Raw genomic sequence first — 23,283 nt, 5'->3', positions numbered from 1 at the left:
TTTTATCACTGTCAAAATTTTTATACATAACAGGAGGACAATATGGCATTCTCATTTCCCACAATAAAAGAATTTCTAAAAATTTTATCCATTGATCATACATGCAGCTTGCAACACATCCAGCAAGTTAACGAAAAGTATTATTACCGCCCTTCTACTGCAGAAGAATATAACTGTGCAGTAATATATGAAGATGACTCATTCACCGCATTAATTGACGCGTTTTCTAATGAAATAGTCGTTATCATAATGAACGAAAATAAAGAGCCTTTATGCTGTATCACGACTCAGCAAATCATTCCGTTTCTTGTTAAGTCATACAATGAACTCCATTCTTTTTATAACACCGTAATACAAACAACGGATTCTTCCGTTACAGTCATCGATGATAAAGAACGCGTTTGCACCTGGACAGATGGCGCCGAAAAGATCTTTTCAGTCAAGCATAATGAAATTATTGGGCAACCTATCACTCGTTTTTTTGACTATAAAGATTTGGAAATTTTGCAATCATTACATGACGGAAAAAGTATAATCGCTCAGTTCCATCAACCTCGTCCAGATTTGTTCGTATTAATTAACTCAAATCCAGTTTATTGTAACGGTGAAATTATAGGAGCAGTCGTTTCAGAAACTGACGTTACAAATCAAGTCGCATTAAATGAAAAACTATTCAATATGTCACATGAAATGCACCGTTTAGAACAAGAAGTAGCAAAGTATAAAGATGAATCAGATCCTTTTCTTGCGATGAATGGAAAGAGCCCCGTTATACAAAGAACAATACAATTAGCTAGAAAAGTTTGTTCGGTGAAATCAACCGTTTTAATACTCGGTGAAAGTGGTGTTGGAAAAGAAGTATTTGCGAAAGCAATTCATGAAGCTAGTGAGGCAGCGAAGGCCCCTTTTATTTCGATTAACTGTGGTGCCATTCCAGAGGCGTTATTTGAAAGCGAATTATTCGGGTATGAGCGCGGGGCGTTTTCTGGTGCAAATAGTAAAGGTAAGAAAGGTAAAATAGAGCTCGCCCAAGGCGGCACATTATTTCTTGATGAAATAGGAGAAATGCCGCTAGATATGCAAGTGAAGCTTTTGCGCGTACTACAAGAACGAAAATATTACCGAGTTGGTGGAGAAAAAGAGATTCATATTGACTTCCGTATTATCGCTGCTACCAATCGTGATTTACAAGAAGAAATGAGAAAAGGCACGTTCCGAGAAGATTTATACTATCGCCTAAATGTAGTTAGTTTGCATATTCCACCGCTGCGCGAAAGACGCGAAGATATTATTGAATTAACCTATTCTTTCCTAAACGATTTTTCAATCAACTATAACAGACCCATTCGCGACTTACCTTCAAGCATTATGCATGAACTGCTTCATTATAATTGGCCAGGTAATATTCGCGAGCTCCGTAACGTTATTGAAAGACTTGTCGTATTTGCGACTGACGGTATTATAAAGCAAGAATATTTACCATTTCATACAACCGAAACTTTAGATAATCATGCGGCTCATTCCTTATTACTCAGCAACAATCATACAATCCTCTCTTTGCAAGAAGAGATGGAGGAACATGAGAAAAAAGTCATTGAGAGGGCTTTACGCATTTTAAATGGGAATAAATTAGAATGCGCAAAACAGCTTGGTGTTACGAGAGCCACCTTATATAATCGTTTAAAAAAGCTTGGGTTACAATAAACCTTCCCTCCTCTATATTGGCATAGTTTTTGCATTAAATAATTTGTGCAAATCGAACTAGAGGAGGAATACATATGACGAATAAAGATCACTTAATTGTTTGTCGATGTGAAGAAGTTACATACGGTCAACTTCAATCGACAATTGCTGATTATAAATGCTCGGCAAGAGAATTAAAACTAAGAACACGTGCTGGCATGGGTTTTTGCGGTGGCCGCACATGTAGAATGATGATAGATCGAATGATTGAAAATGCAAATCCAGGCGTAACTACAAATGATATTCCATTGAAATACCAACCACCAGTACGAGCAGTTACTTTTGGATCGGTAGGTGAAAGTAAATGAGTAGAATTACACATCACCCTATTTTAGGGAGTTTACATAATAGTAATCGCATCACTTTTCAATTTAACGGTCAACAATATGAAGCATATGAACATGAAACGATTGCAGCTGCTTTACTTGCGAACGGAATAAGAACATTAAGAGTGCATGAAGATAGCGGGACACCACGAGGTATTTACTGTAATATTGGACATTGTTCTGAATGCCGCGTCACAGTAAACAATCAAGCAAACGTACGAGCATGCTTAACTGTTGTAGAAAACGATATGGTTGTTATTAGTGGTAAACAACATCCAAATATCGTGAGAGAGATGGTGAAAAAGCGATGAACGATGTCATTATTATCGGTGCTGGACCCGCGGGTTTATCAGCCTCTATCTCTTGTGCACGCTTTGGACTAAAAGTACTTGTTATTGATGAATTTATGAAGCCTGGCGGGAGATTGCTCGGACAATTACATCAAGAACCTACTGGAGAATGGTGGAATGGGATAAAAGAATCAAAACGCCTTCACGAAGAAGCACAATCTCTTTCAGTTGATATTCGATGTGGCATTTCCGTCTATAATTTAGATAAAGATGAAAGTTCTTGGTTCGTCCATACGAATATCGGTACGTTAGAAGCACCTTTCGTTTTACTTGCTACTGGCGCTGCGGAGTACTCTATCCCTCTTCCTGGTTGGACACTTCCTGGGGTGATGTCAATTGGAGCAGCTCAAGTTATGACGAATGTACATCGTGTTCAAGTTGGGAAAAAAGGAATCATTATTGGTGCTAACATATTGTCATTTGCCATTTTGAATGAATTACAATTGGCAGGAATTAAAGTGGAACATATCGTACTTCCTGAAAAAAGTGAATTAAGTCAACAGGCTGGTGAACCAGAAGAAGTTTTAAATTCTCTCTTACACGCTGCACACCTTGCCCCGTCACCTTTATTACGTGTAGGTAGTCGCTTCATGAAATATAACTGGGCTAAAAAAGCTGGATTAAATTTCTATCCAAATAACGGTATGAAAATAAATGGCACACCTCTTCACCTTCGAAAAGCAGCTCTTGAAATTATCGGTACAGATCAAGTTGAAGGTGTACGCATCGCTAATATTGATACAAAAGGAAACATCATCACTGGATCGGAACAAATATATGAGGCAGATTTCGTTTGTATTGCAGGTGGCTTATACCCTCTTGCTGAGCTAGCTGCTGTAGCTGGCTGTCCTTTCCATTACATTCCGGAATTAGGCGGGCACGTTCCTCTCCATTCTGAAACAATGGTAACCCCTCTTCCTGGTTTATTTGTAGCCGGTAATATAACTGGCATTGAAAGCGGGAAGATTGCTATGGCACAAGGAACTGTTGCTGGATATTCAATCGTAAAACAAGCAAATAAAAAATCCCCTTCGGTGGAACAACAATTGCAACAAGCAATCCAACATGTACATGCCGTACGTCAACAAGCTGCCATTCAATTTAACCAGGGTGTTGATGTCGGTAGACGGAAAATGAATGAAATTTGGCGTGATTATTCCCTTGCATTTGCACATACTAAAAAGAGCTGTTGAGAATACTCTCAACAGCTCTTTTCGCTACTCATCTGAGTTATTAAATTTCGCTAACGCGTAAATGCCCTCTTCATCATCCAATTCAAGTTGTAATCTTGCCGCAAATGAATTGACGTTATATTCTCTGTCAAGTAATAAGCGTAGTGCTTCGATTAAGTTCGCTTGAATTAAAATTTGCTGGCGACCATTTACCTCTACTTCAGCAGAGAAACCATAGTCATCGTCGTACATAAGTTCAACTAAAACTTCTTCTGGACCAACTTGTCTTTTTTCAGCGATATATACGCAAAGGGCATTGATCAGTTCTTGTTCAGAAATTTTTATCGTTTCCATGCTACTTCATCTTCCTTTTTCTTACGTTGATCTTTGAAGTATTTAAATGCACGAATTGCTAACATTACGATACCAGCCATTACTAACATATTTACCATAAACGCTAATACAGAACCAAGAGCTCCCATATTTGCAAATAAGCTACCCATTAGTAAACCACCAAGACCACCTAGTAATAAACCTTTCATAAAGCTTCCTTTATTACTTTTTGGTGCTGTATTTGTTGCTTTTGTTTTTGAATCTGGAGTCGTTTTTTGAGAATTTACATTTGAGTCTTTTTTGTTTAAATCAACTTTTGATTTTTGACCTGAACTTGGTGTAAATGACTTTTTACCAGATTTGTAACTCTTCGCTGCTGCGTGATCTACAAACATGAAGCTACTAGCTCCAAAGATAACCATGAATGCTGTCATGACTGCTACAAGTTTTTTCAACATATTATATCCATTCTCCTTTTATATAGATATATGTGAAATCTACCTTTCTAGTAAATTCAGAATGATAGATTTATTTTTAAAAACATTTTAAAGGTTCTTATGAACTTATTATATGAACTTTTGTCGAAATATGCAAGTGTTATTTACTTCCGACAGTTTGGTGACAAAGGAAAAATTAAGCAAAACAGAATTGACTTTAAATGAAACAAAACATATTATAGGTTCATAAGAACTTTTTATTATTTATGGAGGTGAAAAGATGGAAACATTTCATCTCACACGAAACGAAATGGCTACCCTTCTTCTATCATTAAGAGGATGGAATACGAAAAAGCCTCTCGGTATTTTACAAGAAGCTTGGGCAAAGTCACATAAAAAAGATATTGAAAGCGGACAAAGCGTAACTGCTTTTATTACTACCGCACTTTCACCTATTTTTGAAAAACTGATAAAAATTGACGATACAGACGTCGGTTTCTCTTTAAATGAAATAGTCGCGCTTGGCAATCAGATTGAAAACACAAGTTTCTCTGTAACTGCTATGCAAAACTGGGTGAAACGAGATATAAAAGAAATGATTGGCTCTCCTCAAAAAGGAAAAAAATATTCAATTGAACAAGCAGCCTTACTATTCATTGTTGAAGATTTAAAAACAGCACTTGATTTTGAATCCATTCGTAAGCTATTACGCCTTATCGTAAATGATCCAGCCGATCGAAGTGATGACTTAATCAATCCTGTTCATTTATATGGAGCATACTCTTCTCTATTTGAAGAACTCAATCAAGGGAATTGCTTACAATTAAATGCAACAGATACAATCCATACAATTGAAAACATCGTAAAAGAAAGAGCTGATAAAATTGCAAGCAAGTTCGATCAGGTTAATAACGAGCAACGCGAAGCAATCCGTAACGCCATTATTATCGCCACACTTTCTGTACATACCGCTTATGTACAAATGTTAGCGAAACGTTACGTAACAGCAACTTTATTTTTACAGAACTTAGATGTGAAGCCGTAAAAAATAGGAGCAGAAATGCTTCTATTTTTTTATAACGAAAACAAGCATCAACCTGTTACATACTTAGAACAGGTTGATGCTTATTTCTCTAGGTATTAATTATAAAAACCATAATCGCCTATTATATTTCGAACAACTTTTCGCGATAGATTTAACGCCTTCATCTTCGTAACTCTTTATAAATTTCGATTTGAGCTTTTGAGCTATTAGCAAAACTTAACCAATCCTGTCTCACATTACTAATGTTTTCAGTTACCAAAAGTTCAACGATATCTAAATGTGAAACATTCGTTGTTATCGGTTTATTTATACCATTAACTTTAGCACCTGACATATATTTAGCAATCTCAGGGTTTAATGCGAAAGCAAAATCAATTACAGTTGAACCTTGCGGTAAGTTCACGGAATCTAACTTAGGAGTAAATGCTACAATGTTATCTTGAAATAGTTCATATGAAACTAAATCATAAAATTCAATCGCATCTTGAGTTACTAGATCATTTGTCTTAATAAAATGATCCATCAATTTATGAATTATATTTTGCATATCCTTATCAGTTATACTTTTTGTAAGAATATGAAATACCCCTTTATATCGTCTCTCCTGATTTATTTTTGTTTCAATCCATATCACTATTTCATGGTTATCGATTACCACTTTGGTCTTTAAGTATTTGTTTAACACATCACTTTCAATTGCTATATTATCTTCAAATTGATATGGAATTGGTTGGTATAGTTGATGTATAACTCCTAATATTTTATAACAGTCTAAATTATTTGAGGCCGTGATAATTATTTTTGACACCGCTGTAATGTCTTGAATATCTTGGAGACGAGAATAGGCTGTATAAATAGGGCTTACTTCATAGTTAACTTCAAATATTAAAGATGGATTTAGAAAATTATTTATATCTTGCATGATATTTTGAGACAAACCTTCTAATAACTTAACATAATTTTGTAAAAGAATTTTCATTCCCTTATATTTAGAATGGTTAAGGTAATAAAAACCTAAATCTTCTAACTCGTGTTGAATATGTAATAGCCCTAGTCTTTTACAAATCGGAGCGAAAATTTTGAGTGTTTCATTTGCATAAGGAACTTGTTTCTTTACAGCTTTCACCTGTAAAGTTCTCATGTTATGTAGACGATCTATCACTTTTATAATAGCTACTCTTATATCTCCTTGCGTAGCTAACAATAATTTCTTTAAATTCACTGCTTCATACTCTTCTTTATTAGGGGTTTGTTTTTTATCAATTTTAGTTAACCCTTCTACAATATCAGCCACTTTTTTACCGAATATATCACGTATATACTCGATTGTATAATCTGTATCCTCCACCACATCATGTAATAATGCTGCAACTAAAGTTATTATATCTGCCTTACAATCTAACAAAATTTCTGTAACTGCAAATGGATGAGTAATATACGGCTCACCAGAAACGCGAAATTGTCCTTCATGCGCTTTCTCGGAAACTAATATAGCTTTATGTAATTGTTCTAATTCTGCTTTATGTAGATATGAGGACTTTTCTAATAATGTTTTTTTCATATTTTCACCTTCATCACGTTAATTTTCTATAAAAATTTTATTACCATTATAATTCGTTATTCGAAAGTGAAGTACCTGTCTAGGTGATAAGGGAATTTCTAAATCAACTCAAATTGAATACGCACATTTTTTTGTAGGTAACCTTACTATCTCTCGAATAAAAGGTGATTTTCTATAATATCCTCGTCCAACATCGTGTAGAAGGGCTATAGTAGATACTAGCTTTCGTTCATATTTAGATAAATGTATGTCACCAATCTCAGTAAGATGTTCTATCACTTTATTTACTAGCACATATACACCTATCGAATGTTCTTCCCTCGTATGTATGGCGTTCTCATGTAAAAAATAAGTATGTCCTTGTTGTTTAATATTCGCCAATCTTTGAAACTCTTTTGTATCTATCAATCGAGGGATATCTCTATCACGAATAGAGATTGGTCCATATATCGGCTCTGTAATATACATACGTTCTCCTCCTATTTTTATAAATTAAAGACTCGTAAAATCATACTTAATTTTCAGTTTACTTTAATTAATATATGAGAAATTTTTAATAAACTTTTCATTATCTCTTCATGAAAATTGAACTTATATGCTTTACTATAATACTTATAAAGGACATAAAAGAATTGAAATAGCAATCCCCTATACAAATAAGGTATAATCTACATATAGTGAACCTTTTATGTAGTTAAATAAAGGGGCATATATTCAAAAATACATAAACTAGAAGGTGCAACAATGGTAAGTAGTTTTATTCATTCAGTATTAACGTTTTTTGAAGGATTAGGTTATTGGGGCATTATGCTTGGACTTATGATTGAGATTATCCCAAGTGAGATTGTCCTTGCTTATGCGGGATACTTAGTATTCAATGGTAGTATCTCATTTTTAGGCGCAATTGTATTTGGTACAATTGGCGGTGTTATTGCCCAAATCTTTATTTATTGGATTGGACGATACGGTGGACGACCTATATTAGAACGATACGGAAAATATATTTTCATTCATAAAAAACATATAGATGCTGCAGAAGATTGGTTTAATCGTTACGGAACTGGCGTCATTTTTACAGCACGCTTCATTCCAGTAGTGCGCCATGCGATTTCAATTCCTGCTGGTATTACAAAAATGTCATTCCTACGTTTCACTACGTTAACAGCACTTGCAATCATCCCTTGGTCTATCATTTTCATTTATTTAGGTGAAAAACTAGGTGAGAATTGGGAAAATATTAACGATGTTGCTGGACCATATGTGAAATCATTCGCAATTGGTGGCGTCATACTTATTCTTTTATACTTCGTTATAAAAAAATGGACAAAAAAGCGTAAAAATCTTGCATAAAAAAATATATAAAAACCGCTATACATTCATTACGAATGTTAGCGGTTTTTATTATAGGCTTGATTTTGTATTAAAAATTGTATTATTTCTTCTTTATGCTTTAAGTCATGCTGAATGAGTGAGAAAAAATAATGGTTTAGCCTCACTTTTTTAGTACCAAATTGATAGTCATTATAAAAATATTGGGTTGGAATTCGCTCAATTTGATCTATTAATTTTTTACGAGTAACACTAAATTGATCTAATATTTCTTTTTTTGAAATACCAGATCTCGCATATTTTATTGCTCCCTTATTCATTTCCTCAACATCTATTGGAACATTTGGTACAGATTGTCCACTTATAAAGTATGGAATTCTATGCTTTATTAAAAACGTATCCCAAACGATAAAATGTGAAATCACATCTGCAATTCCCCACGAACCATTTTTAAATGATCGAAGCCACATATCATCACTTAATCCCTTCAATGTTTGACACCATTCTATTAAATTTAATTTTTCTTCCAAAACATTCTCTTTTTTCATTATTCAACCCTTTCTCGCACTTATAATTCATTCATATTAATATCTTCTAGAAATTGTATAAAAAGCCTTCATACTTATGTGGATAAGCTACAATTCACTCATTCATTTCGTATATTATCTCAAAAAGGAGTGATGCCCCCTATGCATTGGCAACAAAAAATACAATACTTAATCGGACGCCCTATCGGTATTTCCTTCATTAATGGGCAAGGAACCTCTGGTGTATTATGTTCAGCACATGATGGTCAATTGTATGTATATGAATACCTTTATCAAGCGCAGTTCGCAATGAAACATTATGATTTTAGACAAATTCAAGATATACACGCCTTTCCGAATTGCCCACATCAAAATACTCTATACTAAAAAAGAACAGCTTATAGCCGTTCCTTTTTCTCCACACTTATTTCTCAGTATAAAAGTTTTGCACTGCTTCATCAAAGTAAATCCAGCCTTTCCACCCTAAATGAATTGTATCTTTTAAGAAATACTTATCATATTCATGGCCAGAGAAATCGACTACTGGATACCCTGCTTTCTCAACTTGTTCCCGAACTTTTTTATAATACACTTCGCGGCGTTCTTTAGGGAAGCCAGCATAATCATACCACGGTCCGTTTACAGGTACAGAAATAAAGAGCGGCTTGACATTTTTCTCTTTAAAAATATTTAAAACAATTTGTAAGTCATCATATTCTGGTGATTCTTCATACGATTCATTTGCTCTAAAGTTTTTTAAACCTTTTAATTTTTTCTTTAAATTATGTTTATAGTAATACGGATTTTCAATTCCGAATGTGTTTGTAGTAGATTCCGCTTTCCCTTCTTCTTCCGCATGTTTACGTGCATCTACCCAAGAAATTGAACGTAGTCCCACATTTGTTTTTTCTTTCATCGGCTCAATCTTAAATATGGAGTTAAATAAATCTCTATGATCTAAAATATTTCGATGCATATAAGCAAGTGGTTTAACTAAGCCCGCTTTTACGTTATGTTTCGTATCATTATATACAATACCTTCTAAGGAATTTTTTAATATATCATCTTCTTGAACAACTTTATAATCTAATAGTCGTTTCGCAATTTGCTTCTTCATTTCTACATTTATTTTATCATTAAAAATAAAATGATATGCTTGTTGTTTGGAGAAATTGTTCGTAAAATCCCCTTGGGAAACCCCAGTCTTTGTAAACCATTGTGGCGATAAAACAAAGACTACTTTTTTACCTTCTAACTTATCCATAGTAGACGTCATATTTAATATATGAGCTAAACTTTGTGTACCGCCAATTCCGATTAAATATGGCGTAAAACCTGCAGGATTCACTTTGAAGTAATTAGATGGATGATATGCATCCATTCGTAAAAATTCAGATGAACCGTACATCGGTAAATACTGCGAATTCTCTAACATTTTCTGTTGCAAGAATACACTTTGTAATTTTTCTTTTTGCAAGGAAGTTGCCGCATCTTCTACCTTCTTATCACTAATAAGTGATACTAAACTTTTCGATGGGATGAGTATGATAATGAAAAAAAGCACACACGCTAAAATTATCGGACCAAAAGCATGCTTCATTTTCATCGTCTCTTCCTCTTTCTCTCACGATTAAATTGTAACCCTTGTCTTTGACACGTCATCATTTCTCTCCTTTTTCTCTATACATGTTCCATTCTATTTATCTATCATATACATGTATGCATTTCTTTCCTTGTTCTATTAAGCCCTACATAATAGCACAAGAAAATGTTTCCATAGAAACACGTTAATTATACAAGATTCTACATAAATTTCACACTGCAAATTTACTAATAATTTTATTTTTAAGACATGAAAAAATATATGAAATGTCCATAATCCATCAGGTGTTATATTAAATTCAAAATAAGATAAAAAATAAACCACTTAGACAAGTGTCCAAGTGGTTGGAAAGAGACGCTATAGCATCTCCTTTTTATTACTATTCTTTCAAATTCAGTATCATATGTAGTAGATAAGCCGAATTTGGAAAAAACTATCTGATATACATAGAATCAGGTACGGACATTAAATAATAGAAAAAGACTCCAATTATTCCACTAGTAAAAATAATAAATCCCATATTGCGTATGCCTTTAATTTTTGACTGTAAACCTATAAGTCCTGATAGTAGCCCAGTTAAAGAAAATAGGATCCAATATAACTCGGCTGGGACGTCAAGATATTGACTACCCTCAACGCCCAGCCCCCAAAAAATATAAGGCAGTACGACAAAGGAAACACTGAGTAATCCCATAATACTCACGAGTAATTTATGATATTTGACCCCTGTTATTATTAAATAAATCCCACCCGCAAATCCGCATAATACGAGATAAGGTGTGTATAGTATCCAAAGAAGACTTAAGATGAGCATATGTAAGTTCCTCCTATTTTTTGGTCATTGTAGTCTATTGATTTTCTGAATCTGCTACTAATTTTTCAAGATGACCGAGTGCTTCTTCTAAATCAAACGAGTTAAACAAACGATAATCTTGTTTATCTAAAATACGATAATGCTGACTAATTAGATTTTGTTGTAAACGAAAGTTCCCTTTTTCTTGAATCTGTTTCCACCAGACTTTTCCTCCTAGTGTTTTCTGTTTGGTATTGTTCATATTTTTATGTGCTAAAGTTGCAATGACTACTAATGGATCATCTCCTAGACTAGACTGTAAAACCTCGCTATCCCTAAACAATGCACAAATTGCTACGGTATTGGTCCACCCTGCATTTGTTCGTCCCTTCTCAATTTGAACGAGTGTTTTTTTTGAAATACCAAGAACTTCAGCCATTTTATCCTGTGTGTATCCTTTCTCCGTACGAATTAACTTTACTTTTGTTGATATGAGTTCGATTGTGAGCTCTTTATTCAATTCCTTAACCTCCATAAGTAACTTTTGTTTTATTTAGTGTAATTTTACACCACATCTATTTTGTTATCAACTTATTCCCTTTACGTTAACTTCAATGTATTGAAATCGATCCTCATTTACGATTATCATCTTACCAATTATTCTTTTTACTCACATAAGCTCTATTGCATATTAAATGGATTTTTTTGCTACTCCTGACGCATATCCATTCCCCCAATATTTCGAATCAAGTAGATTATATCGCGAGCAATTTATATAACTTTACATAAGAAAAACAGACCACCACACGTGGAGTCTGTTTTCTCATCCTTTATTTTTGTACATCTGCCCACTTTAAACTTGTTGCTGGTCCAAATTGATGTACGTATAAATCTTTCACATACGGCTTTTGTAAGTAAGATAATCCACGCTGAAATACTGGCGCAATTACCGCATCATCCAGCAACATCTTTTCAGCATCTTGCAATGCTTTCCAACGAGTTTTTTCATCATTACCTAATTCTGCTTTAATCTTCTTAATTAACGCATCATATTCTGGATTTGCATATTCAGTATTGTTCACACTGCTTCCAGAAAGGAATACTTCTAAATATGTCATTGGATCTGGATAATCTGGCAGCCAACGTGATAATGACATTTCATATTCTTTCTTTTTCTCTAGCGCCAGCTTTTGCGTATGTGGCTGTAATTTTACATTTACCTTTAAACCTGGTAAGTTTTTCTCTAGCTGTTCTTTAATGTATTCTCCTACTTTCTTAAAGTTTTCTAAATCGTAGTTTAATAACTCAAGCGTTACTTCATTTGTACCAGTCTCTTGCTTCGCCTTTTCCCAATATTCTTTCGCCTGTTTCACATCCGTTTTATTAAACTCACCTGCCGTACTTCTAAAATCTTTCTTATCTGGACCTTTTAAAAATCCTTTTGGCACGTAATAGTTTGCAGCAACCGATCCATCATTTAAAAATGAAGTCGCAAGTCCTTTCTTATCAAACACTGTACTAAGCGCAAGACGTGCATTTTTATTTTTAAGAATCGGCACATTTTCATTAAATCGGAAGAAGTACATAACTGGATCTGTATATTGTTTAAGCTCTTTATTATTTTTATATTTATCTACGAATTCAGTTGAAATGACGGCTCTATCAACTTTATCTGTTTCATATAAATTTACCGCAGTTGAAATTTCTTTAACAATTTGATAGTTTACTTCATCTAACTTCACTTCTTTTTTATCCCAATACTTATCGTTTTTCTTCATTGTAAAGCTCGCTTCATGCTTCCAATCAGATAGTGTAAAAGGCCCATTATATACCGCTTTATTTGCTTCTAATCCGTATTTATCACCTTGTTCTTTCGCATATTTTTCGTTAATCGGATAGAATGATGGTAAAATAAGTAATTTTGTAAAATACGGTACAGGATGTTCTAACTCTACAACGAACGTTTTATCATCCTTCGCTTTCACTCCTAATTCCTCTATCCCTAGCTGTTTCTTATTTATTTTCTCCGCATTTTTCACATCGTATGCAATGTATGCATATTGAGAAGCAGTATCCGGATTAATAAGCTGCTTCCAAGCATATACGTAATCTTGCGCTGTTACTGGATCTCCGTTAGACCATTTCGCATCACGTAAGTGGAATGTATATGTTTTTCCATCTTTGCTCACTTCATATTTTTGTGCTCCAGCTTCAATCACTTCATCATTTTTCGATAAGCGGAATAATCCTTCCATTACGTTATTTAAAACGTTAAATGATACTGCATCTGTTACTTTCCCTGAATTTAATGACGGAATTTCACCCGTTTCTAGTAACTGTAATACTTTTTTCTCATCTTTCGGCTTTGTCGCTGTTTTTTCTTTTGCGCAGCCAACTAAAATTGAAGAAACTAATAGAGTACTAACTAATGAGTAACGAACAACTTTTTTCATTTGAAAACCTCCCTCTATTTTTTAAGGTAAGTAACGACGAGCACCAGCGTATTCTTCTATATATCCTGGTGTATTTAGTGGTATAATCTCTACCGATCTTTCAGCTCTTGGTGAGTGAATCATATTTCCGTCACCAATATACATAGCAACGTGATGAACACTACCTTTCCCTTGATCATGTGCGAAGAAAATTAAATCTCCTTTTTGTAAATGTTCTTTATCAACTGCAACTCCATTTCTCGATTGCGGTCCAGAATCTCGCGGAATGGTAATACCGTGCGATTTATAAATTGTATGTGTAAATCCAGAGCAATCAAATCCGAAGCCACTTGTACCAGCCCATATATACGGTAATCCTAAAAACATTTTCCCTGTGTTTATTAAATCATCGGCTGCCGGAGTTGGAATATCATTTTGAGAACGATAAACCGTTCCATCATTTTTTCGTAGCCAAGCTTTCTGTCCATTTGGTAACAACACGCGATATGAAATTGTATCTTCACTTAGTAGCGGCAGTCGCGTATTATAGCTCACTTCAAGCGATTTATGTTTTTCAGAAGGATTTATATATAAAATTGCTGTCGGTTTCGTTACTAATACGAAAGGTTCATTTGTTTTATCTGCAAATTCTTGATTATATGTTAACTGTTTTTCAGGCATCCACCCTGGGTAACCTTCCTCATTTCGTGGTGTTGGCTGACCATGGACTAACACTTTCACCCAGTCCCCTTTTTTATCAACAACCGTTACTTCTTGACCTAATAGCGCTTGCGTTTCTAATTTATTTGCATTTGTTAACCAAAGTTTTTCATCAAGCGTCATCGATTTCGTCCACTTCCACAAATCAACTGGATTTGTAGCGCTTGGTACATCAATTGGCCGTAATGAATCAGGTGCAGTCCAAAGTGTTGCGGCAGACACATCGATAAACGCCGTACTATCTTTCTTCTCTTCAGCATGTGCTGATGTAAACGATGAAAATATAAATAAAGTTGTTAAAAATGCAGTTCCTACTTTTTTCATACATATCCCCCTTAAAAGATAGTTTACTAGTCTTTTCTCCTAAGATTTACTATTCACTGTCGATTGAAGGTTTACCTTTGACCCAGAATAAGTCATTCCTTCTGGTTCTTCCATTAACCAAAGCGGTGCATCGAGATCGAAGTAATGAATATTAGGATGGGCAGCTGCTAAATGGGCTACAGCACTAACAGAAAGTGAGGATTCCATCATACTTCCGACCATACATTTTACACCAGCTGTTTCAGCGATATCGGCAATACGCCAAGCTTCACGTATACCACCGCATTTCATTAATTTAATATTAAGCAAGTCTGCATATCCTCCTTGAACGATTTTCAATGCATCACCCGCTGAAAATATGCTTTCATCTGCCATAATAGGCGTTTGTACATGATCTTTGACGTACTTTAAACCATCCCAATCTTTCGCATGAACAGGTTGTTCAATAAATTCAATATTTAAATTACGATTTTCCATCTCTTTAATGATAGAAACTGCCTCTTTTGGATTCCACCCTTGATTTGCATCTAATCGTAACGTCGTATTTTTTGGTATGCTATTTCGAATCGCTTCAATACGTTCTAAATCTAAAGGGGCAGATTTCCCCACTTTAATTTTCAAAGTTTGAAATCCTTTTTCTACATGTTGCTTTGCCTCTTTCGCCATAATGAACGGTTCATCTACACTTACAGTAATATCTGTGTGAATTTCTTTTTTTCCACCTAATAATGCGTAAAGTGGAACGTTATGATATTGACAATACACATCATATAAAGCGATATCTACCGCCGCTTTTGCACTTGGATTTCCAATACAACTCATTTGAATGTGCTGTAGTAACTGCTGAAACTGAATAATATCTTGACCAATTAAACTTGAACGCATCGGCCCTAAAATTGCTTCTTCAATCCCACTAGCGAAATCCCCCGTAATAACTGGTGTTGCAGCTGCAGCACCCTTGCCAATAATTCCTTCATCTGTATGAATATATACGTCTATACTTTCTATTTCGGTTACAGTACGAAGCGCCGTTTTAAACGGTGTATGCAGATTTACACGTCTACGATTTACTTTTACATCAGTAATTTTCATTTTGTTCATCCTTTCATTGTCTGGCAAAATGGAACCTTAATTCTCAATGATTTTGGAGCAATACATCTCCTCTTTTGCCTACTTTTCATGTAGAAGGTTAGTGGGAAATAAAAAAATCCAGCCATAAGAAGATTCTTACGGCTGGATTTTGTCTAGGAATGTGTAGACAAAGCAGCGATTTGATTATATTTTTTCTGTGCATCTTTTAATGCTACAAGTAGTGCTTTTTGAGACGAACCGAAATAACGATCTTTTATTTCCGTTACTAATTCTGGGTCATTAATATTTTTATGTAGAAATAAATATTTAACAAATTGAGATGTTAATGCAATTGTCGCTGAGCAATCTGCATCTACAATTTCCCCAGTCTCCTTAACAAGTACAAACGCTACAAAATAGCTTTTAAACTTTTCGGTAATGGGATTATTTTGAGGTGCTTTCGCATCCCCTACGACATAAATTGTATTTGAATCGTACACAGCTCTCTTCCTTTCTAATACGGGATAACGGTTTTTTTAATAGTCGTATGAGTGATAAACTCAACATAGATTAAAAAATGTATCCGCTTACCTTGTATTATAATACAATTGACAGAATTTTAACAATATTTATTTTCGTATATATTCCATAAATACAAAAACAGCTCGAGCTCTTCATTTTTACAATATGTAATTGTTTCTTGTACCATGACATTCATACATGAAAAAACAGCTAGCTATTGCTAACTGTTCTATTACACTACTTCGGCAACATAAATATAGTTTCATTTGATTTAGAAAATTGATATTCTTTTCTCGCAAAATTTAAAATTTCTTCTTCATCGTCTGTTAAATTTTCTATGTTAGTCTTTAAAGAAGCCTCATCTTTCTTTAAAGAAACCAATTGTTTTTTTTGGTTCGTTATTGTATCTTTTTTTTCTACAATTATTTCTTGTTGTTTCGTTAAAATAAATTGAACGTACAAAGTAGCCGCCGCAATAAATATAAACATGAATATAAATCGCCTTAGTTTTTTCTTATTAATTGCTCGATTCTCATTAGACTGTGATAGTTGTTCTTGTATATTAGGAACATTTATTCGCTTGAGTTTCCTCATTTTGAAATCCCCCTAACACATATATTTTCACTACCATCGACATGATTTCTTATTAACTTTAATTCTATTCTTATAAAATAAGCTCCTTCACAAAAATATCTCACTAATTAACCAATTAAAGATAGCATTCGACGACATTTCTATATTTTTGTTGCATTTTTTTATGTATACTGCCATAAAATAGTAGTTTCTGTTATTCTTTTTCTACTATTGTAGAAGAGTTTTTTTACATACAAATTTCTCCTTGTTTTAACATGATTACAAGGAGAAAAGAAATGCATTGTCGTACATTTGATAAAACCAAAATGACTATTTAAGAGCTTAAGCTTAGAGCATAGATCATACCTATATACACTTAAAATAAGAAAAAAGCCCAATTTGGGCTTTTTTAATTTTGTAAATCAATATCATATTCCATACTTTTTGCCGTATCCTCAGCAACCTCCACACCTAACAAATTTTTCACAATATGAAATGACATGTTAATACCTGCTGAAATCCCTGCCGATGTAATAATGTGCCCTTCATCTACAAATTTCACATTCTCCATTACTTCTACATTCGGAAAATCTTTTTTGAAAGTTTGAATACTAGCCCAATGTGTTGTTGCTTTTAACCCTTCCAGTAAACCAGCTTTCGCGAGTAATAACGCTCCAGTACAAACTGAAGTCATTAGCTTTACTTCTTTCATTTGCTGACGAACCCAATTGATTATAATATCATTTTTCACTTCATTTTCCCGAACACCTTTACCACCTGAAATAAGTAAAATATCAACTGGTGGTAAATCTTCAATACTATAATCCGGCTGTACCTTTAATCCGTTTCTTGCTGTAATCATTTCTCCATTTTGACTAACTGTATAAACAGTAAATGGTTTTTCTTCATCCGCTTCGGTTACAGAAAAAACTTCAAATGGCCCTGCAAAGTCTAACACTTCTACATCATCAAATAAAAATATACCTACACTCCATTTATTCATCATATGTTCACTTCCTGGTGCAAATAATGTAAAAGGTGCTCATGTCCTTTTTCTAATGCAATATCATAGGCTGTTTTTCCATCATTTTTCTCAATCATCTTATTAGCTCCATTTTTAAGAAGCAATACAATAATTTCTTCATTCCCTAATAATGCTGCTTCGTGGAGACCCGTCCAACCACCACTTTGTATAACATTTACATCTGCTCCTTTTTCAATTAAGAAAGCAACAAGTTCAATTTGCTTATTCGCTATTGCCGCTTGTAAAGGTGTATTTTCGTTTTCGTTCTTTGCTCTAATATGTATATCTGCACCACTTTCTAAAAGAAAACTCGCTAGCTTTTTTTGTCCAAAATAAGCCGCTAAATGAAGTAGCGTCCACCCATCTTCACTAAATTCATTAACTGCACTTGGATTCGTCTTTATAAACTCCACCACTTTTTCCTTATTACCACTTATAACAGCTTGTGTTATTGATTGTAAAATTTCCATAATAATCTCCCATCATTCAAAATATTTAATTACACTCTTCTATATGTTCTATTGATTATTATATTTTCCTGTCAACACAATAGTTTACATAATAATATTATCTATCTTTTGTTTTAAATATTAAAATCTTCTGTTAAAATACTAATAATCATGTTTTATAAGGAGGAGAAATTATGTTGCAAGTAATGCCTTTAAATAGTGAAGACTATAATTTAATTACAGCTGCTGAAAAAGTAATCGAAAAAAACTATAAATATGGTCGTCATCATATCGGTTCAGCTGTACGAACTAAAACGGGTAATATTTATGCAGCAGTGCATGTTGAAGCGAATGTTGGAAGAATAACAGTATGTGGTGAAGCCATGGCAATAGGAAAATCTATTTCCGAAGGTGATCATGAATTTGATACCATTGTAGCAGTTGCACACCCACACCCTCATGAAGATATAGAAAAATGTTGGGTTGTTGCTCCATGTGGTATGTGTCGAGAATTAATAAGTGATTACGGAAAAAATACGAATGTTATACTCTCTTATAATGGTGAACTTGTAAAATGTAACGTAATGGAATTATTACCTGAAAAGTATACAAGTGAAGTAGAATAATCATTCCTGTTTTCCATTCATTAAATAATATTATTCCAATAAAAAACAATCCATTTTAAAAACGGATTGTTTTTTTATTTCTGTTTTTTGCAGTTTATTTTATTTTTCTATTTTCAATACTGATAGAATTACATCAATAAAAATGAAATTCGAATATGCAAACGAGCCTTGCCCTGTATTTTTCATTTGAAAACCAAAATAGAATTTACCCTTACATTCAAAAGAACATTAATATATGATCTCTAAAATGAGGAATCTTATCATACCAATCTATAACAATTCTGTCTTCTTCCCTTGCCTGTTTCCTTTAGTACATATGATTTTAAAACTAGCGCTGTTAATGAATCCGTTAATGTTTTATATGATAAATTAGATAATGCTAATAGATCGTTCGTATATAACATTCTATGCTTCTCTAATAATAATAGTACTAATCGTTCAGACGGTTTTAATGCCTCATCACTTTCTAGTATAAAGTCGATATTTTTCATTTCTCTAATTATTACTCCTTATATAAAAAAATACTTACACAACTAATTTAATATAAAAATAATACACAACAAAATCTGAAATATATTAAAATAACATTGTTTTGAAACACTATTATACTATAACATAGAAAAAGCATTTCCCGAAATAGGAAATGCTTTTTCTATGTTACTTATAGGTTTCTTCTCAATTAACTCCTTAAATATTTCTTGCGATATGCGGCTTACTGTAATGACTTGTTCCACCGCCACCTACTACTACTTTACCGCCTTTTTCAAAAATTAATAATTTACTTGAACCATCTGCAAGAAGTACTGTTACTTCAGCATTGTTACTTGTTGCTACATAAATTACATAACCACTTTTTGATATACACGTTTCCCAATTCGCATCAAATTCTGATCTTACTACACGATTTGAATACACTTGATTCTCAATTCTATCTTGTTCTACGTTTTCCAAATTTATCCCCCCACTTCTCCAAAATAACATTTATAGAAAAATAACAGTTCTATTTAAAATAGTGACTGTCTCTAATATAAATAGCATATGTAGTTAATAGAAAGATGCTTGGACGATGAAAACGAAATAGTATGTAAATAATATACAATTAAAATAAGGCAATCGATATTATGTCGATTGCCTTGTTTTCTTAGGTAGTTCTTCATTTTTCTTTTCGTACGGCTTCAAAAGTAAACATTTGATTAGCATTTGACGGTTCTTTTTCATAAACATAATCAGCAGAACAAGTAATGTTAGAGAAACCTATACTTTCTAACAGAAGTTTAAACTCTTCTATTCCATACCAGCGTACCGCAAAGCGTTGTAGTTCTGTTTGTACTAACTGTCCTTTACTCCATTTTTCATATTTTAAATATGATAGAGTAACTTGGTTCAGCCAATCTATTTCAATTGATTTATTTTCTAATGTAATTCCGTCTCCGCTCGGCAAAGAAAAAGTCGATGTATGAATTTCTCCAGTCTTCCAGTCATGGGGAAGCATAATATCTACGATTAATCGTCCGCCTGGATTAAGATGTTCATAAAAACATTTCAATGCGTTTATAGAATCCACACGATTTTCAATTAAACAAAAAGATCCAGTAGGAATGATAATTGCCTCGTATTTATGTGGCAGTGAAAATTGTTGTAAGCTTCCTTCATATAAATTAGGATATAAGTTTCTCTCTTTACATCGCACGCGGCACGATTCTAGCATTTCAGGTGAATAATCTATCCCATCTACTTTAAATCCAGCCTCTAGAAGTGGGATGATGACACGCCCTGATCCTACCGCTGCTTCGAGAATTCTTCCCCTACAATTTTTTAAACGTTCTTCGTAATACTCAATATCACCATTTAAAGAATAACCGACAGGCTTTGTGAAATCATAAAGTTCCGTGCAAAGTGTACTATAAAAACTAAACATTTATTTTCTCCTCCGTTTTTTACGTACGGAAGATTTTAATTCAATTAATCTTCCTGTACCTTTACTTTTAATGAAAATTCGAAAGAGCTGACTGTCATAATATATCACTCGCTTTCCATAGAATATAATCATATTATATAACATCCCCCCACGAATGAAAATTCAGAATTTTATAGAAAGGAGAATATGATGAATTCATTCATTATATTTCTTTTACTTCTTATTGCTCTTAATGCTGTAATTTTCTTTATTGCAAAGAAGTATAGACGAATATGGAAAATTACCAGTGGCATTTTCATTCTTTCTTCCCCCATCGTTTTCTTCGCCACTTTGCATGTAATTGGTGAAAAAGTAGGAGATGGATTCGCTGGAGGTTTTGCTGGACTTACATTTAGTGGCCTATTGATCATAAATGCAATTTTTTTATTTATTGTAAGCCTTTTTGTATCTACCAATAAACATTCACATTAAACTCCCCCTTTCAAAATGTAAAGAGCTTACTTTGTAGTAAACTCTTTATCCATAACTATTTATTTCACAATTGGCAATGTCACTTCACTTAATTTCACTGTAAGCTTCGTGCCCGCTTTTGGTCTAATTGTATAATCATAATCACTTGCAATTAAAACAACTCCAATTTGATGCCCAGCTTTAAAGACATATTCATCTGGCTGCATGTCCCATGTAAATGTATAATCTTTGCCCGGTTGAATCGCTGTTGAAGTTTCTATACTCTTTAAGTTTTGTGGATCCATCCAGCCCCTTGTTACGATTTCCGGCTTCGTTCCTCCATAGTCAACAAGTAAAGCAGTTAAATTTGATACAGATCGATCAATATTTCCTGTAATTGAAATCTTTGGTGTGCCACTTATGCGCATATCTTTTTGTAGTACAGGCATTGTATACACTAATCGATTGGCTACTTCTAATTCTGGGTTTGCTACTAATTCGTTTGATTTCATTTTTGCATCATCTACGAATGAAAACACCTTATTAACAACCCCCATGCTCAATGGTAAATTAACTGTTTTGTTACTTAAATACATACGAATTTTTGACGGTACAGCTGCTGGATCTGGCCAGTTTTTTAATTTTTCCCATGTTTTATTTTCACGTTGTACATCAACCATTGGTTCATTCATAATGCCATTTTCAATTCCATATAGCCAGTAATCAAACCATTTATTTTGTGTTTTTTGCCAGTCATTCGTTGATGTCCCACCGTGTCCACCTTGATGTAACCACATTTTACGAGGGACACCATTCTCTCCAAGCGCTTCCCACCACTGCGCAAACTGCTTCGTCTTTACATTCCAATCATTTAAACCATGAACAACAAATACACTCGCTTTTACATTTTTAGCATCTTTTACATAATTACGTTTGTCCCAAAAATTATTATAATTACCAGTTTTCCGGTCCTGTCCTGCTGTTAACTCTTTTATTACTTGTCCACAAACTTCAGGATTTTCTCTTGTTAGTACTGCTTCTGCCATATTATCTGTATCTTCTCCTTGGTATCCACCTGGCGCAATGACTGCACCGTTTGCACGATAATAATCATACCAACTACTAATCGCTGCAATTGGTATAATTGTTTTTAACCCTTCAACGCCTGTCGTTGCAACAGCATTCGGTAACGTACCATTATAAGAGACTCCAGTCATACCTACATTTCCTGTTGACCAATCGGCTTTAACTTCCTCACCATTTTCTGTATATGCTTTCGCACGTCCATTTACCCAATCAATGACAGATTTCGTCCCTAATATTTCTTGTTCGTCCCCAGTAGTCGGACATCCATCTGATTTTCCAGTTCCAATACTTTCACCTAAAATGACTGCATAGCCTCTTGGTACATAATAATTTCCGTATGAACCAAGATTAACAGCTCCATACGGTTTACCTTCATACGCATACAATTCTTCATCTACATTATATACAGGAACGTCTTTTAAACCAGCTCGATATGGACTCATTTCATATATAACAGGAACTTTCACATTTGGATCAGTTTTTGGACGCATAACTTTTACTGATACTCGATCTTTTTTTCCATCTCGATCACTATCTACTTCCGTTTCTACAAATAAATTTTCAACAATCGCTTCATCAAGCGAGTAAATCGGTTTTGTCATCCCATTCTCTAATTCAATCTTCGTGTTTGAACGTAACGCTTCTGAAATTTTTCCATTTAATTTAACGTCATTCTTATTTATGTAGTTTGTGTCTTTATTGTCCGCATACGCAGTCATACTAGAAACACCTGATGCAATTGATAAAGATAATATTGCTGATAGTGTAGCTATTTTCTTTTTCCCCATACTCTTTCCTCCCCATATATTTCTCCTTTTACTATACAACAAAATTACTGAAAATTCAGTTAATATTTTATGCAACCACTT

Annotated in this window: 27 protein-coding genes and 1 pseudogene; 9 read left to right on the top strand and 19 right to left on the bottom strand. The window is 33.9% G+C overall.

Annotation, left to right across the window (positions count from 1 at the left end; all coding sequences use genetic code 11):
• Positions 1 to 42 precede the first annotated feature (42 nt).
• From ACTFRS_RS04205 to ACTFRS_RS04190, 4 genes are all read left to right on the top strand, one after another.
• Complete coding sequence (locus ACTFRS_RS04205; protein ID WP_440024176.1) at positions 43 to 1,704, top strand: sigma-54 interaction domain-containing protein; 1,662 nt, start codon at positions 43 to 45, stop codon at positions 1,702 to 1,704.
• A 74-nt stretch (positions 1,705 to 1,778) separates the two neighbouring features.
• On the top strand, positions 1,779 to 2,051 hold the full coding sequence (locus tag ACTFRS_RS04200; protein ID WP_016717714.1) for a (2Fe-2S)-binding protein: 273 nt from the start codon (positions 1,779 to 1,781) through the stop codon (positions 2,049 to 2,051).
• Complete coding sequence (locus tag ACTFRS_RS04195) at positions 2,048 to 2,380, top strand: (2Fe-2S)-binding protein (protein ID WP_242293353.1); 333 nt, start codon at positions 2,048 to 2,050, stop codon at positions 2,378 to 2,380. Before ACTFRS_RS04200 ends, ACTFRS_RS04195 begins: the two co-directional genes overlap by 4 nt.
• The gene (locus ACTFRS_RS04190) at positions 2,377 to 3,612 is read left to right on the top strand and encodes an NAD(P)/FAD-dependent oxidoreductase (protein ID WP_440024178.1); all 1,236 of its coding nucleotides are present in this window, start codon (positions 2,377 to 2,379) and stop codon (positions 3,610 to 3,612) included. The genes ACTFRS_RS04195 and ACTFRS_RS04190 overlap by 4 nt, the downstream gene beginning before the upstream one ends.
• A gap of 24 nt (positions 3,613 to 3,636) precedes the next feature.
• Here the strand turns inward: ACTFRS_RS04190 and ACTFRS_RS04185 are convergent, their stop codons facing one another.
• Positions 3,637 to 3,945 (bottom strand): YxcD family protein, encoded by a 309-nt coding sequence (locus ACTFRS_RS04185; protein WP_000447759.1) that lies wholly within the window; start codon positions 3,943 to 3,945, stop codon positions 3,637 to 3,639.
• On the bottom strand, positions 3,933 to 4,382 hold the full coding sequence (locus tag ACTFRS_RS04180; RefSeq protein WP_000914477.1) for a hypothetical protein: 450 nt from the start codon (positions 4,380 to 4,382) through the stop codon (positions 3,933 to 3,935). The genes ACTFRS_RS04185 and ACTFRS_RS04180 overlap by 13 nt, the downstream gene beginning before the upstream one ends.
• A 259-nt stretch (positions 4,383 to 4,641) precedes the next feature.
• On the opposite strand from ACTFRS_RS04180, the gene ACTFRS_RS04175 reads away from it, so the two are divergent.
• A complete protein-coding gene (locus ACTFRS_RS04175) occupies positions 4,642 to 5,406 on the top strand; it encodes a DUF1836 domain-containing protein (RefSeq protein WP_000447224.1) in 765 nt (254 codons plus the stop codon).
• Between the two features lie 160 nt (positions 5,407 to 5,566).
• Here the strand turns inward: ACTFRS_RS04175 and ACTFRS_RS04170 are convergent, their stop codons facing one another.
• Together ACTFRS_RS04170 and ACTFRS_RS04165 are read right to left on the bottom strand one after the other, a co-directional pair.
• Entirely contained in the window at positions 5,567 to 6,967 is a 1,401-nt protein-coding gene (locus ACTFRS_RS04170) for an HD domain-containing protein (protein WP_440024180.1), read from the bottom strand.
• A 174-nt stretch (positions 6,968 to 7,141) separates the two neighbouring features.
• Positions 7,142 to 7,435, bottom strand: a pseudogene (locus ACTFRS_RS04165) (HD domain-containing protein); the annotation flags it as partial.
• A gap of 276 nt (positions 7,436 to 7,711) precedes the next feature.
• Here ACTFRS_RS04165 and ACTFRS_RS04160 point away from each other — a divergent pair.
• Positions 7,712 to 8,317, top strand: a complete 606-nt coding sequence (locus ACTFRS_RS04160; protein WP_139865848.1) for a DedA family protein — start codon at positions 7,712 to 7,714, stop codon at positions 8,315 to 8,317.
• A 38-nt stretch (positions 8,318 to 8,355) separates the two neighbouring features.
• Here ACTFRS_RS04160 and ACTFRS_RS04155 read toward each other — a convergent pair whose 3' ends face one another.
• Complete coding sequence (locus tag ACTFRS_RS04155) at positions 8,356 to 8,844, bottom strand: DinB family protein (protein WP_440024182.1); 489 nt, start codon at positions 8,842 to 8,844, stop codon at positions 8,356 to 8,358.
• 141 nt (positions 8,845 to 8,985) lie between these two features.
• On the opposite strand from ACTFRS_RS04155, the gene ACTFRS_RS04150 reads away from it, so the two are divergent.
• Positions 8,986 to 9,210 (top strand): hypothetical protein, encoded by a 225-nt coding sequence (locus tag ACTFRS_RS04150; RefSeq protein WP_000558704.1) that lies wholly within the window; start codon positions 8,986 to 8,988, stop codon positions 9,208 to 9,210.
• 37 nt (positions 9,211 to 9,247) lie between these two features.
• On the opposite strand, the gene dltD is transcribed toward ACTFRS_RS04150, so the two are convergent.
• The 10 genes from dltD to ACTFRS_RS04100 all read right to left on the bottom strand — a co-directional run bounded on the left by dltD (position 9,248) and on the right by ACTFRS_RS04100 (position 18,355).
• Complete coding sequence (gene dltD / locus ACTFRS_RS04145; RefSeq protein WP_139865852.1) at positions 9,248 to 10,429, bottom strand: D-alanyl-lipoteichoic acid biosynthesis protein DltD; 1,182 nt, start codon at positions 10,427 to 10,429, stop codon at positions 9,248 to 9,250.
• Positions 10,430 to 10,859: 430 nt separating this feature from the next.
• Entirely contained in the window at positions 10,860 to 11,240 is a 381-nt protein-coding gene (locus ACTFRS_RS04140; RefSeq protein ID WP_139865853.1) for an ammonia permease, read from the bottom strand.
• Between the two features lie 34 nt (positions 11,241 to 11,274).
• The gene (locus ACTFRS_RS04135) at positions 11,275 to 11,739 is read right to left on the bottom strand and encodes a helix-turn-helix transcriptional regulator (RefSeq protein WP_242293349.1); all 465 of its coding nucleotides are present in this window, start codon (positions 11,737 to 11,739) and stop codon (positions 11,275 to 11,277) included.
• Between the two features lie 310 nt (positions 11,740 to 12,049).
• Positions 12,050 to 13,672 carry a peptide ABC transporter substrate-binding protein gene (locus tag ACTFRS_RS04130; protein ID WP_440024185.1) on the bottom strand — a complete coding sequence of 541 codons (1,623 nt, stop codon included), beginning with the start codon at positions 13,670 to 13,672 and terminating at the stop codon, positions 12,050 to 12,052.
• A gap of 21 nt (positions 13,673 to 13,693) precedes the next feature.
• Complete coding sequence (locus ACTFRS_RS04125; RefSeq protein ID WP_139865856.1) at positions 13,694 to 14,695, bottom strand: C40 family peptidase; 1,002 nt, start codon at positions 14,693 to 14,695, stop codon at positions 13,694 to 13,696.
• A 39-nt stretch (positions 14,696 to 14,734) separates the two neighbouring features.
• Positions 14,735 to 15,796, bottom strand: a complete 1,062-nt coding sequence (locus ACTFRS_RS04120; RefSeq protein ID WP_139865857.1) for a dipeptide epimerase — start codon at positions 15,794 to 15,796, stop codon at positions 14,735 to 14,737.
• A 143-nt stretch (positions 15,797 to 15,939) separates the two neighbouring features.
• Complete coding sequence (locus tag ACTFRS_RS04115) at positions 15,940 to 16,266, bottom strand: DUF3870 domain-containing protein (protein ID WP_139865858.1); 327 nt, start codon at positions 16,264 to 16,266, stop codon at positions 15,940 to 15,942.
• 259 nt (positions 16,267 to 16,525) lie between these two features.
• Positions 16,526 to 16,882, bottom strand: coding sequence for an FtsB family cell division protein (locus ACTFRS_RS04110; protein ID WP_139865859.1), 357 nt, complete (start codon positions 16,880 to 16,882; stop codon positions 16,526 to 16,528).
• A 388-nt stretch (positions 16,883 to 17,270) separates the two neighbouring features.
• Complete coding sequence (locus tag ACTFRS_RS04105; protein WP_440024189.1) at positions 17,271 to 17,867, bottom strand: DJ-1/PfpI family protein; 597 nt, start codon at positions 17,865 to 17,867, stop codon at positions 17,271 to 17,273.
• Positions 17,864 to 18,355 (bottom strand): ankyrin repeat domain-containing protein, encoded by a 492-nt coding sequence (locus ACTFRS_RS04100; RefSeq protein WP_139865861.1) that lies wholly within the window; start codon positions 18,353 to 18,355, stop codon positions 17,864 to 17,866. Before ACTFRS_RS04100 ends, ACTFRS_RS04105 begins: the two co-directional genes overlap by 4 nt.
• 173 nt (positions 18,356 to 18,528) lie before the next feature.
• On the opposite strand from ACTFRS_RS04100, the gene ACTFRS_RS04095 reads away from it, so the two are divergent.
• Positions 18,529 to 18,960 carry a cytidine deaminase gene (locus ACTFRS_RS04095; RefSeq protein ID WP_062822383.1) on the top strand — a complete coding sequence of 144 codons (432 nt, stop codon included), beginning with the start codon at positions 18,529 to 18,531 and terminating at the stop codon, positions 18,958 to 18,960.
• A gap of 260 nt (positions 18,961 to 19,220) precedes the next feature.
• Here the strand turns inward: ACTFRS_RS04095 and ACTFRS_RS04090 are convergent, their stop codons facing one another.
• The 3 genes from ACTFRS_RS04090 to ACTFRS_RS04080 form a co-directional block, all read right to left on the bottom strand.
• Positions 19,221 to 19,451, bottom strand: a complete 231-nt coding sequence (locus ACTFRS_RS04090) for a hypothetical protein (RefSeq protein ID WP_000789031.1) — start codon at positions 19,449 to 19,451, stop codon at positions 19,221 to 19,223.
• Positions 19,452 to 19,647: 196 nt separating this feature from the next.
• Positions 19,648 to 19,911 carry a hypothetical protein gene (locus ACTFRS_RS04085; protein WP_000432426.1) on the bottom strand — a complete coding sequence of 88 codons (264 nt, stop codon included), beginning with the start codon at positions 19,909 to 19,911 and terminating at the stop codon, positions 19,648 to 19,650.
• Between the two features lie 202 nt (positions 19,912 to 20,113).
• Entirely contained in the window at positions 20,114 to 20,878 is a 765-nt protein-coding gene (locus ACTFRS_RS04080; protein WP_139865862.1) for a class I SAM-dependent methyltransferase, read from the bottom strand.
• Positions 20,879 to 21,067: 189 nt separating this feature from the next.
• Between ACTFRS_RS04080 and ACTFRS_RS04075 the strand changes: the two genes are divergently transcribed.
• Positions 21,068 to 21,349, top strand: a complete 282-nt coding sequence (locus ACTFRS_RS04075) for a hypothetical protein (RefSeq protein ID WP_139865863.1) — start codon at positions 21,068 to 21,070, stop codon at positions 21,347 to 21,349.
• A 59-nt stretch (positions 21,350 to 21,408) separates the two neighbouring features.
• Here the strand turns inward: ACTFRS_RS04075 and ACTFRS_RS04070 are convergent, their stop codons facing one another.
• Positions 21,409 to 23,202, bottom strand: a complete 1,794-nt coding sequence (locus ACTFRS_RS04070; RefSeq protein WP_139865864.1) for a Xaa-Pro dipeptidyl-peptidase — start codon at positions 23,200 to 23,202, stop codon at positions 21,409 to 21,411.
• Between the last annotated feature and the right edge of the window lie 81 nt (positions 23,203 to 23,283).

The sequence above is a fragment of the Bacillus cereus group sp. MYBK139-1 genome (genome assembly GCF_051916915.1).
In the GTDB taxonomy this organism is placed as follows: domain Bacteria; phylum Bacillota; class Bacilli; order Bacillales; family Bacillaceae_G; genus Bacillus_A; species Bacillus_A pacificus.
Note: the sequence above shows the minus strand (reverse complement) of the source record. Positions and strands in the feature narration are given on the sequence as shown.

What these genes read in the sequence shown, in the direction of transcription:
- ACTFRS_RS04205 (WP_440024176.1), top strand. Translation starts at nt 43, where the DNA reads ATGGCATTCTCATTTCCCACAATAAAAGAATTTCTAAAAATTTTATCC.
- ACTFRS_RS04200 (WP_016717714.1), top strand. Translation starts at nt 1,779, where the DNA reads ATGACGAATAAAGATCACTTAATTGTTTGTCGATGTGAAGAAGTTACA.
- ACTFRS_RS04195 (WP_242293353.1), top strand. Translation starts at nt 2,048, where the DNA reads ATGAGTAGAATTACACATCACCCTATTTTAGGGAGTTTACATAATAGT.
- ACTFRS_RS04190 (WP_440024178.1), top strand. Translation starts at nt 2,377, where the DNA reads ATGAACGATGTCATTATTATCGGTGCTGGACCCGCGGGTTTATCAGCC.
- ACTFRS_RS04185 (WP_000447759.1), bottom strand. Translation starts at nt 3,945, where the DNA reads ATGGAAACGATAAAAATTTCTGAACAAGAACTGATCAATGCCCTTTGC.
- ACTFRS_RS04180 (WP_000914477.1), bottom strand. Translation starts at nt 4,382, where the DNA reads ATGTTGAAAAAACTTGTAGCAGTCATGACAGCATTCATGGTTATCTTT.
- ACTFRS_RS04175 (WP_000447224.1), top strand. Translation starts at nt 4,642, where the DNA reads ATGGAAACATTTCATCTCACACGAAACGAAATGGCTACCCTTCTTCTA.
- ACTFRS_RS04170 (WP_440024180.1), bottom strand. Translation starts at nt 6,967, where the DNA reads ATGAAAAAAACATTATTAGAAAAGTCCTCATATCTACATAAAGCAGAA.
- ACTFRS_RS04160 (WP_139865848.1), top strand. Translation starts at nt 7,712, where the DNA reads ATGGTAAGTAGTTTTATTCATTCAGTATTAACGTTTTTTGAAGGATTA.
- ACTFRS_RS04155 (WP_440024182.1), bottom strand. Translation starts at nt 8,844, where the DNA reads ATGAAAAAAGAGAATGTTTTGGAAGAAAAATTAAATTTAATAGAATGG.
- ACTFRS_RS04150 (WP_000558704.1), top strand. Translation starts at nt 8,986, where the DNA reads ATGCATTGGCAACAAAAAATACAATACTTAATCGGACGCCCTATCGGT.
- dltD (WP_139865852.1), bottom strand. Translation starts at nt 10,429, where the DNA reads ATGAAAATGAAGCATGCTTTTGGTCCGATAATTTTAGCGTGTGTGCTT.
- ACTFRS_RS04140 (WP_139865853.1), bottom strand. Translation starts at nt 11,240, where the DNA reads ATGCTCATCTTAAGTCTTCTTTGGATACTATACACACCTTATCTCGTA.
- ACTFRS_RS04130 (WP_440024185.1), bottom strand. Translation starts at nt 13,672, where the DNA reads ATGAAAAAAGTTGTTCGTTACTCATTAGTTAGTACTCTATTAGTTTCT.
- ACTFRS_RS04125 (WP_139865856.1), bottom strand. Translation starts at nt 14,695, where the DNA reads ATGAAAAAAGTAGGAACTGCATTTTTAACAACTTTATTTATATTTTCA.
- ACTFRS_RS04120 (WP_139865857.1), bottom strand. Translation starts at nt 15,796, where the DNA reads ATGAACAAAATGAAAATTACTGATGTAAAAGTAAATCGTAGACGTGTA.
- ACTFRS_RS04110 (WP_139865859.1), bottom strand. Translation starts at nt 16,882, where the DNA reads ATGAGGAAACTCAAGCGAATAAATGTTCCTAATATACAAGAACAACTA.
- ACTFRS_RS04105 (WP_440024189.1), bottom strand. Translation starts at nt 17,867, where the DNA reads ATGATGAATAAATGGAGTGTAGGTATATTTTTATTTGATGATGTAGAA.
- ACTFRS_RS04100 (WP_139865861.1), bottom strand. Translation starts at nt 18,355, where the DNA reads ATGGAAATTTTACAATCAATAACACAAGCTGTTATAAGTGGTAATAAG.
- ACTFRS_RS04095 (WP_062822383.1), top strand. Translation starts at nt 18,529, where the DNA reads ATGTTGCAAGTAATGCCTTTAAATAGTGAAGACTATAATTTAATTACA.
- ACTFRS_RS04090 (WP_000789031.1), bottom strand. Translation starts at nt 19,451, where the DNA reads ATGAAAAATATCGACTTTATACTAGAAAGTGATGAGGCATTAAAACCG.
- ACTFRS_RS04080 (WP_139865862.1), bottom strand. Translation starts at nt 20,878, where the DNA reads ATGTTTAGTTTTTATAGTACACTTTGCACGGAACTTTATGATTTCACA.
- ACTFRS_RS04075 (WP_139865863.1), top strand. Translation starts at nt 21,068, where the DNA reads ATGAATTCATTCATTATATTTCTTTTACTTCTTATTGCTCTTAATGCT.
- ACTFRS_RS04070 (WP_139865864.1), bottom strand. Translation starts at nt 23,202, where the DNA reads ATGGGGAAAAAGAAAATAGCTACACTATCAGCAATATTATCTTTATCA.